Consider the following 9,083-nt stretch of genomic DNA (forward strand, 5'->3'; position numbering starts at 1 on the left):
TCAACCCCCTCCTCATGATGCGGACTTACCAGGTTCAGCGTCATGTTGCATGTAATCCTTGGAGAGGTCAACAGGTCTGGAGCTGTTCCGTCTGCGCCGCGGCAGCGGCACATGGTGGAAGAAGACGTTGAGCAGCACAGCGGAGAGAGTCCCGAGGATGATTCCGCTCTCGAACAGTGCATGCAACTGCCGCCCCGGCATCCGCTCCGCGAACTGCGGATAGGCCGTGGGCAGGAACCCGATGCCCACGCTGGCGGCGACCAGGATGGTGTTGCGCTGGTCGGCGAGGTCGGCCTGGAGGAGGATCTGCACGCCCACCACCGCGATGGTGCTGAACAACACGATGGTCGCGCCGCCGAGCACCGAGGCGGGCATCGAAGCGATCGCCGCGCCGACCTTCGGCACCAGGCCGAGGATCAGCATGATGACTCCGGACGAGGCCACCACCCAGCGGCTCTTCACCCGGGTCAGCCGGATGAGCCCGACGTTCTGCGAATAGACAGTGCTGGGAAAGGAGTTGAGAACCCCGGCCATCGCCGTGGCCAGTCCATCGGCGCGCAGCGCCCGGACGATCTGCCGACCGTCGACCTCCCGGTCGACGATCTGCCCGACCGCGAAGAACTGGCCGATGCTCTCGACCGCGATGATGACCATGACCAGCAGGATGAACAGCACCGCCATGGTGTCCCAGCGCGGCGTCCCGTAGTGCAACGGCGCGGCCACCCCCACCCAGGCCGCGTCCCCGATCCGGGAGAAGTCCGCCCGGCCGGCGAGCGCCGCGACCGCGGTGCCGACGCACAGCCCGGCGAGGACGGCGACCGTCGCCACGAAGCCGCGTGAGAACTTGTGCAGCAGCACGATGACGGCCAGCGTGACGGCGGCCATCCCCAAATGGGCTGGAGTGCCGAAGCTCTCGTCAGCCGGATTCCCGCCCCCCACCTGCCGGGCCGCCACGGCCAGCAACGTGATCCCGACGATCGTCAGGATGGTGCCGGTGACCAGCGGGGGGAAGAAACGCACCAGTCGGCTGAAGACCGGCGCTATCACGAACAGCGCGAGCCCGGCCGCGATCACGGCCCCGAAGACGGTCGGCAGGCCGGCCTTCCCGCCGCCGGCCGCCAGTCCGACCGAGACCAGCGACGGGACGGCCGTCGTCGACGTTCCCTGCACGATCGGCAGTCGGATGCCGATGCCCGGCAGGCCCACCGACTGGAGGATGGTGGCGATCCCGCAGGTCAGGAGCGAGGCATTGACCAAGATCCCGATGTCCTCTCCGGTCACCCCTATGCCCTCCGCCACCAGTAGGGGCATGACCACGGCCCCCGCGTAGAAGGCGAGTACGTGCTGGAACCCGTAGAGGGCCAGCCCCCACACGGACGGCGCCTCCTCCACCGGGTCACGCCGGCCCCCCGGTAGCTCTTGCGGCCGCTCCGGGACACCCTTGCCGAAGTGCGACATGTGCGTATTCCCTCCTCCGCCGCCACGCGACGGAATCCTCTGCACTGCACGGACGGCTCTGCGCGGGCCGGCGATGGAGCGGGAACCGCGTGCTTTTCGCCCGCCGACGGGCCCGGTCGTCTCCAGGGCGACGAGCGGACCGTCCCGGCCGCACTCGCCGCGTAGTGAATGTTGCATGTAACGTAAGCTCAACCAGGAGTCTGTCAAGATGTCTTGCGTATCTGCGTGGCCGACTGACAATGCGCCCTGATGGACAGATCCTCGAATCTGACCTGGTCGGAGAGGGATACGGGACGGCACGAAGGCTCTGAGAGCGCCTCGTTGGCACCGACGCCATACAGGCCCGACCTCTTGACAGCCGTGATTGACGGCGCGTTACATGTTGCAGGCAGGCGGCCGACCAACTCGGACGCGGCATACGCCGGTGACCTCCCTTCAGGGCAACCGTTCGGCGCGTTCCGGTTCCCCCCGAACCGGAACCGGAACCGGAGAATTCTCCGTTCGCCCACGGCGCCAGGCGGCTCCCGAGCCGCCTGAAGAAGGGAGCGGCATGTCTCCTGTGAAGGACCGGCACTGCGATCTGCTGCTGGTCGGCGGAGCGGTCGTCACCGTCGACCAACGGCACACGATCCATCGGCCCGGAGCCGTCGCCGTCACGGGCAACCGCATCACGGCGGTGGGTTCCGAGCAGGACATGGCCGGCTGGCAGGCCCCCACGGTGCTCGACTGCCGGGGCCGGGCCGTGCTGCCGGGCTTCGTCGACGGCCACACCCACCTCTACCAGGCCTTGGTGCGCGGGCTCGGCGAGGGCATGTCGATCGTCCCCTGGCTCTGCGAGTTCATGTGGCCGTACTCCATCGCGGTCACCGGGGAGGACGCCGTGGCGGGGGCCCGGCTCGCCGCGGTGGAGGCGATACGGGGCGGGATCACGACCGTCGTCGACAACCACTACGCGCCCACGGACCTTTCGACCACCCTCGCCGTCGCCGACGTGATAGAGCGGGCGGGGCTGCGCGGAGCCGTGGCGCGCGGCATCGTGGGGGAGCGCACCCCGGTCGCCGCCCGCCGTGGTCAGCCGGAGGCGCTGTTCCGGTACTCCGCGAAGGACGAGCTGGCGATCACCCGGGAAGCCGTGCGGCACCGTCCCCCGGGCTCGAAGGTCGAGATCTGGCCCGCGCCGCTCAACCTCACCTACGTGGACCAGGACCTCGTCCGGGCGAGCGCCGCGCTCGCCGGGGAACTCGGCACCCGCTGGCACACCCATTGCTGCGAGAGCAGCGCGGACCCGCGCAGCTACATCGAGGCCTACGGCGTCCGGCCGGTCCAGTGGCTCGCGGCCCAGGGCCTGCTCGACGAGCGGGCCACGCTGGCCCACGCCATCTGGCTCGACGACGAGGAAATCGCCCAGGTGGCGGACGCGCGGGCGGGCATCGCGCACAACCCGACGTCCAACGCCTATCTCGCCTCAGGCACCATCCGGTTGCGTGAACTGCGCGAGCGCGGTGTGGCAGTGGCCCTGGGCACCGACGGGCCGAGCTGCGGGCATCGGCAGGACATGTTCGAGTGCATGAAGCAGGCGGTCTTCGCACAGCGGCTTCACACGCTCGATCCGACCGCTGCCCGGGCCCGGGACGCGCTGGAGATGGCCACGCGCGACGGCGCCCGCTACGCCGGGATCGACGCGGGTGTACTACAAGCCGGACGCCTCGCCGACATCATCGTGGTGGACCTCGAACGGCCCCATCTGAGGCCGTTGCACGACCTCGTCAGCACGCTCGTCTACTCGGCGCGCGGATCCGACGTCCTCGTCACGATCGTCGACGGTGAGATCGTCCACCAACACGGGCGGTGCGTACGCGTGGACGAGCAGTCGGCCATCGAGGACGCCCAGCAGCGGGCCGAGCGCCTGATCCTGCGTGCCGGGATCCCAGCCGCGCTCGGCGCGGGAGCCTGCGCCGGTCCCGTCCCGCGCCCGTACCCGCAGGGAGGAGCGGCCCATGCGCAAGGATGACGGTCCGGCCGCGTCCCCGACCAGGCGGCCCCGGCTGATCGTCGGGATCACCGGCGCGAGCGCGCCACAGCTGGCCGTCCATCTGCTCACCACCCTCCGCGCGCTCGAAACGGTGGAGACCCACCTGGTGATGTCCCGGGCCGCGCACCGCACCATCGAGCTCGAGACCGGCATGCGCCCCGCCGACGTCGCGGGTCTGTGCGATGTGTCCCACCCGCGGGGCGACATCGCCGCGGAGATCGCCTCGGGCTCGTGTCTCACCATGGGCATGGCCGTGGTTCCGTGCTCGATGAAGACTCTCGCGGCGATCTCTCACGGTTACAGCGACGATCTGCTGACCCGGGCCGCCGACGTCTGCCTCAAAGAACGACGGCGGCTCGTCCTCGTCACCCGCGAAACCCCGCTCAGCCTGGTGCATCTACGGAACATGACGGCGGTGACGGAGGCGGGCGCCATCGTCCTGCCGCCGGTGCCCGCCTATTACCACCGCCCCGCCTCGCTCGACGATCTGCTCGCCCATGTCACGGGAAAGATCCTCGACCAATTCGGCATCCACCACGAGGTCTTCCCCCGCTGGCGGGGAGTCCGCCCGGCCGCGGCGGCATCCGCCGACCCGGCGGTCGCCCGACACCTGGCCAAGGACCCCTGAGGGCTGTCCGCGAGGAACCCGTCCGGACCCAGGTCCAGGCCGGCCAACCGGCCTGGGACCCGTACACCACCGATTGCCCGCAGGAGGACACGGATGAACAACAGCGAGAAGATCCCGGTGACCGTCCTGACCGGCTTCCTCGGAGCCGGGAAGACGACGCTGGTCAACCACATCCTCACCGCCCACCACGGACAGCGCATCGCCGTCATCGAAAACGAGTACGGCGACATCCCGATCGACAACGCCCTCGTCGTCCAGGCCGATGAAGAGATCTTCGAGATGTCGAACGGCTGCTGCCTGTGCTGCACCGCCCGCACCGACCTCATCGAGATCCTCCGAAGCCTCTTGCAGCGGAACCGAGTGGACCGTGTCCTCATCGAGACGAGCGGCATGGCCGACCCCAACCCCATCGCCCAGACGTTCTTCGTCGATGACGAGATCTCCGCGCACTACGCGCTCGACGCCATCGTCACGCTCGTCGACGCCAAGCACGTCGGCACCCACCTCGAAGCGAGCACCGACGACGGTGTCGGCCACCAGGTCATCGACCAGATCGCCTTCGCCGACCGGATCGTGATCAACAAGGTGGATCTCGTCGACGACGAGTACGTCCGCGCTCTGGAGCTCAGGCTGCGCGCCATCAATGCCGCTGCCGAGATCATCACCTCCAGCCATGCCGACGTCGACCTCACCACCATCCTCGGCATCGGTGCCTTCGACCTGTCCCACACCATGGCGATCAACCCGGGCTGGCTGGAGGAGGGCGAGCACCACCACGATCCCGACGTCACCGCGGTAAGCGTCGAGTTCGAGGGGGCCCTGGATCAGGCGGCACTCGAAAAGTGGCTGGCGGAGCTGGTGGAGCAGCGGGGCGATGACCTGTACCGCGTCAAGGGAATCCTCGAGATCGACGACCACCCCCGCCGCTTCGTCCTCCAGGGCATTCACCGGATCTTCGAGCTCCGGGCCGCCTCCGTCTGGGGATCGGACCCGCGCAACAGCAAAGCCGTCTTCATCGGCCGCCACCTCGACGGCGACGAGCTTGCACGGGGCCTGCGCTCCTGCGCGGCGACACGTCGCCGATGACGTGCGCCCGGGGGCGCCATCGAAACACCGGGTGTATTCGGGCGATCCGACAACGCGGCGAGGTGCCGTAGCCGAGACGCCGCCCTGCTCGAACCGGCGCCGGTACCGCCCAGCAGCAGCCCCGGTCCACCGACGGAACAGATGCCACAGCCGGACATCACCGGGTCTCGCTCTCTCGCGCACGGGGCGAAATGCTCCGGACACAGCTTTCTGGAACAGTCGTCAGCCCGGGCGACAGGCCGGGTGTCCTCGATCAGTTCTCGGGTGCGGCGCAGCAGCGCCTGGCGGACGCCGTCCGGGGACAGGACTGGCGGCGTATCCGGAGGTGGTCCGGGTCCATGAGGCGACCAGGCAGATGTCCACCCAGCAGCGGGCCCGGCGCTCACACCGCGTGCCGTGGCACGGTCCGTTCAAGAGGTGACCCGCGGCTCCAGGACTCGGGGGAGTTGGCGTCGGGAGGTGATCGCGAGTTTCTGGAACACCTTGCGCAGGTGGTACTCGACGGTGCTGGCGCTGATGAACAGTTGGGTGGCGATCTCCTGGTTGGTGGCGCCCCGGGCGGCGAGCCCTGCGACATGTGCTTCACGAGGAGTGAGGCCGCTGATGGTGGCGGGGGTGCGACGGGGTGTCTTGTCACCGATGGCACGCAGTTCGTGACGGGTCCGTTCGGCGAAGGCGTGGGCGCCCATCTGGCTGAACAGCTGGAAGGCGCTGCGCAGTTGTTCGCCCGCTTCGCCGCGGCGCTGCCGACGTCTGAGCCACTCCCCGTAGAGCAGGTGCGTGCGTGCGAGCTCGGTCCGGATGTCGGTCGTCCCGAGGTGGCCGAGGGCTTGCTGGTAGAGCGTGCCAGCGTCGGCGTCGTGGGCCAGCAGTGCCTGCGAGCGGGCGGGCAGGCCCAGCGCTCAAGGCGTGCCGGCGGCGCTCGCGCGCGGGGTGAGGCGCAGCCGCGCGGCGCGTGCGGCGTCGAGGTCGCCGCTGCGCACGCCGGCTTCCACCATCTCGACCAGCGCGGGGTTTGCGTAGTACACGGGGTCCTCGGCGTACCCCTGTCGCGCCACGGCGAGGGCGTTCGTGTAGTGGGACGATCCGTTCTCCAGGACGGCCAGGGAGGTCCGCGTGGTGTGCAGGCGCACCCCGCCCGACGCCTGCTCGGAACGCTCCGCGTCCATGGCGGTCATCGCCGCGCGGGTGGTCTCCACGTTTCCCCACCAGGCTTGAAGACTCACGTCGCTGCCCTCGGCGAGTCGGCCGGATCCGTCGATGGCCGTGACCAGCTCGCGGAAGGCGCTGAAGTAGCCCTCCGCCTCGGTGAACCGTCCGTACCAGGTCTCCGCGGTGGCCACGGCGTGCAGGGAGACCCGGAGCATGTCGAGGGCGCCCTGGTCGCGGGAGGATTCGACCGTGCGTACGGCCAGCGCGCGGAATGCCTCACCATCCCAGAGCTCGTAGGCGGCGATCAGCCCCAGCAGGAGCAGCCGGACGTCCGACGGCCCGGTGCTCCATCCGGCCAGCGCGCTCACCGCCGCGCGGAGCAGCGGGGCCGCCGCCTCGGCCCCTCCAGGACCTGGGTGGCGTGCGCGGTCAGGAGGAGGTCGGCCGGGTCCCGCGACCCGGGGGCCGGGGGCAGGTCCAGTGCGGCCCGGGCCACGGTGGACGCCGTGACGTCCCCACCGAGCCAGGACGCGCCCAGGACCGCCTGGAAGGCTTCGAGCAGGGTGTCGCGTGCTGCTCGGCGGTCGCTCGGACCGTAGGCCCGGGCGGCTTCGAGCAGGTCGGTGGCCGCCAGTGTCTCGTGGCCGTTCTGGATGTGGATCGCGCCCTGCAGTCGCAGACGGCGAGGAAGGTGCTCCCCACCGGCGTCGGAGGAGGACTTCCTTCAGCTTCCATGACGCCATGCCCGGGCGGCTCAGCGCCGCCCCGTTCTCGCTCGACGTCATCGAGGGCCTGGGCACCGGATCGGCCAAATTCGACCTGAACCTCATCGCCTTCCCGCGCTACAGCGCCGCCGGGTGCATCGGCCGCGGCCCGGGCAACGTCCTGCGGATCCCCGCCTCGGACGGGCCGGTACCGCCGAGCCCAGCCGCCGCACTGGACGGCATCACCGTCTCCTGGGAGTTCGACTCCGACCAGTTGGAGGCGGGGTTCGTCACCGGGCTCATGCGCGCCTACCAGGAGATCCTGCGGGCCGTAGTGCGCGCCCCGCGGACCGTGCTTTCCGAACTTCCGCTGGTCTCGGAGGAACAGCGCGAGCGGCTGCTGCTGCGGGCCTTCGGGCGCCAGGACGAGCCGTCGGCGGACCGGGTACCCGAGGCGGTCGCCCGCCGCGGCAGGTGACGACGAGCACCTGCGCCGACCACCGGGTCGACGGCCTTCTCCAGCTCCAGGGACAGGGGGACAGGGCTTTCGCTTCCCGGCCGGAGGGCCGGCGCAGCCACACGTAGGCGAGGTCCTCGTCGACTCCCGTCCAGCCGGAGCCGATCTGGGAGACGGTCCCGGTGATGGGCTGCGGCCGCTCGCGGCGCCGGAGCTTCGGCTCGACGTACGACCAGCCAGTGACGGTGTCGCCGACGCGCAGCCGGGCACCCCGGCGGGCAGCCACGGCGCTCACCTCCCGTCCCCGGGATGGTCAAGGACCAGACCGAGCAGGCCCCGGCACTCCCGGGCCAGTTCTTGGATGTGGACGTACGCCTCGTGCCGTCCGGCGGGGAGCCTGGCGGCCACATCCGCCCGGTGTGTGCGGCAGCGCCCTCCACCACGGCGGTGCGCCCAGGGTCGCCCCAGCGGGGCGCCCGCTCCACGGCGATCGGGGCGAGGAGACGCAGGTGCCCGGCGAGCCAGCGGTGCCAGCGCTCGCAGACCGGCCGGTCGGGGGCTTCGTGCCGGGGTTCCAGGGCTTGGGACCGTCTCGCTGATCAGCACCACATCAACGGACGAGGGGGCGGTGGTGCCGTCGGCGCGGGCCACGGTCAGCCTGCGGGCGGGGGCATGGCGGGGGAGGGGAGAGACGCCCTCGGTGTGAGTGGTCGTCATGCAGATGACGCTAGGGATGATCAGGCAAGCCCCTCAACATTCTTGCGGGAAATTGCGCGTCGTCACCCGCACGCCGCTCGGGCCCGCTCGATCCGTGCCCGCGCCGCCGCCCCGTACACCGCCACGGTCGACAGCTGGGTGAACGCCCGCTCGTACATGGCGATCTCGCCGGGCGCGGTGATCGTCACCCGCGCCGACAGCAGCTCAATCCCGACCCGCTCGGTGTCGTAGACGGTAAACGACTCCATCGACCACAGCGGCCTCGGGGTCGTCGGCGGAGCCGTGGAAGGTGCCGTAGGCACCCTAATCCTGACTCCGCCAACGCTTCGCCCTGGCATCGGCAAGTACACGGCTCACACGCGGCAAACGGGAGTGGACTCCAAGGCTGTCGTCACGGAGTTGCAAGGTGGTTCCACCAACCTTATCGACCGCTCACGCGCCTCGCTGGACGGGCTTCGGAAGCGTGACGTCGTGACCAAGGCGGCCGGGTCGACCGCAGGTAGACCCTGTGGCGGCTCACCGCCGCCCGGCCGCTCTGGTGTGTTCGTCACTAGTTTTCCGTTCCCTGCCTGTCTGCGGTTTCCCGCCGAGTCTGCAGAGTGAAGTGAACGGGTCCCGGACGACCTGCGCAGCGAGTTGCTTCACCGTCCCGCGAGGAGGATCGGACCAGTGGCGGTAGCGGGTTGAGGGTTGCGCTCGGTGCAGGCGTCCGTGCGTTCGCCTACTGACCTTGAAGTCGTCTTGTCGTAGGGGCTGACGGTTGGTGATCGTCGCGGTATGCCGGTTGTATGAGGTATCCGCAGGGTGGGGGTCTGACCGCGGAGAGGCAAGCGTTCCGTGAGCGGGTCC

General features: G+C 70.0%; 8 protein-coding genes. 4 read left to right on the forward strand and 4 right to left on the reverse strand.

Annotated features, from left to right (window positions below):
* Window positions 1-12: 12 nt before the first annotated feature.
* Window positions 13-1,635, reverse strand: coding sequence for a nucleobase:cation symporter-2 family protein (locus QMF80_RS27840; protein ID WP_349372246.1), 1,623 nt, complete (start codon window positions 1,633-1,635; stop codon window positions 13-15).
* A gap of 373 nt (window positions 1,636-2,008) precedes the next feature.
* On the opposite strand from QMF80_RS27840, the gene QMF80_RS27845 reads away from it, so the two are divergent.
* The 3 genes from QMF80_RS27845 (at window position 2,009) to QMF80_RS27855 (ending at window position 5,204) form a co-directional block, all read left to right on the forward strand.
* Window positions 2,009-3,469: an amidohydrolase family protein gene (locus QMF80_RS27845; RefSeq protein ID WP_283458111.1), complete on the forward strand. Its 1,461-nt coding sequence runs from the start codon at window positions 2,009-2,011 to the stop codon at window positions 3,467-3,469.
* A complete protein-coding gene (locus QMF80_RS27850; RefSeq protein WP_283458113.1) occupies window positions 3,456-4,118 on the forward strand; it encodes a UbiX family flavin prenyltransferase in 663 nt (220 codons plus the stop codon). Before QMF80_RS27845 ends, QMF80_RS27850 begins: the two co-directional genes overlap by 14 nt.
* A gap of 93 nt (window positions 4,119-4,211) precedes the next feature.
* Complete coding sequence (locus QMF80_RS27855; RefSeq protein ID WP_283458115.1) at window positions 4,212-5,204, forward strand: CobW family GTP-binding protein; 993 nt, start codon at window positions 4,212-4,214, stop codon at window positions 5,202-5,204.
* Between the two features lie 410 nt (window positions 5,205-5,614).
* Here QMF80_RS27855 and QMF80_RS27860 read toward each other — a convergent pair whose 3' ends face one another.
* Together QMF80_RS27860 and QMF80_RS27865 are read right to left on the reverse strand one after the other, a co-directional pair.
* Window positions 5,615-5,893 (reverse strand): helix-turn-helix domain-containing protein, encoded by a 279-nt coding sequence (locus QMF80_RS27860; protein WP_283458117.1) that lies wholly within the window; start codon window positions 5,891-5,893, stop codon window positions 5,615-5,617.
* A gap of 213 nt (window positions 5,894-6,106) precedes the next feature.
* Window positions 6,107-6,724, reverse strand: coding sequence for a hypothetical protein (locus QMF80_RS27865; protein ID WP_283458119.1), 618 nt, complete (start codon window positions 6,722-6,724; stop codon window positions 6,107-6,109).
* Between the two features lie 373 nt (window positions 6,725-7,097).
* On the opposite strand from QMF80_RS27865, the gene QMF80_RS27870 reads away from it, so the two are divergent.
* Entirely contained in the window at window positions 7,098-7,538 is a 441-nt protein-coding gene (locus QMF80_RS27870; RefSeq protein WP_283458121.1) for a hypothetical protein, read from the forward strand.
* Window positions 7,539-8,296: 758 nt separating this feature from the next.
* Here the strand turns inward: QMF80_RS27870 and QMF80_RS27875 are convergent.
* Window positions 8,297-8,572 (reverse strand): Scr1 family TA system antitoxin-like transcriptional regulator, encoded by a 276-nt coding sequence (locus tag QMF80_RS27875; RefSeq protein ID WP_283458133.1) that lies wholly within the window; start codon window positions 8,570-8,572, stop codon window positions 8,297-8,299.
* Window positions 8,573-9,083 lie beyond the last annotated feature (511 nt).

This window comes from Streptomyces sp. G-G2 (assembly GCF_030063135.1).
Classification (GTDB): domain Bacteria; phylum Actinomycetota; class Actinomycetes; order Streptomycetales; family Streptomycetaceae; genus Streptomyces.

What these genes read in the sequence shown, in the direction of transcription:
- QMF80_RS27870 (WP_283458121.1), top strand. Translation starts at nt 7,098, where the DNA reads ATGCCCGGGCGGCTCAGCGCCGCCCCGTTCTCGCTCGACGTCATCGAG.
- QMF80_RS27860 (WP_283458117.1), bottom strand. Translation starts at nt 5,893, where the DNA reads ATGGGCGCCCACGCCTTCGCCGAACGGACCCGTCACGAACTGCGTGCC.
- QMF80_RS27855 (WP_283458115.1), top strand. Translation starts at nt 4,212, where the DNA reads ATGAACAACAGCGAGAAGATCCCGGTGACCGTCCTGACCGGCTTCCTC.
- QMF80_RS27875 (WP_283458133.1), bottom strand. Translation starts at nt 8,572, where the DNA reads ATGCCAGGGCGAAGCGTTGGCGGAGTCAGGATTAGGGTGCCTACGGCA.
- QMF80_RS27850 (WP_283458113.1), top strand. Translation starts at nt 3,456, where the DNA reads ATGCGCAAGGATGACGGTCCGGCCGCGTCCCCGACCAGGCGGCCCCGG.
- QMF80_RS27840 (WP_349372246.1), bottom strand. Translation starts at nt 1,635, where the DNA reads ATGCAACATTCACTACGCGGCGAGTGCGGCCGGGACGGTCCGCTCGTC.
- QMF80_RS27845 (WP_283458111.1), top strand. Translation starts at nt 2,009, where the DNA reads ATGTCTCCTGTGAAGGACCGGCACTGCGATCTGCTGCTGGTCGGCGGA.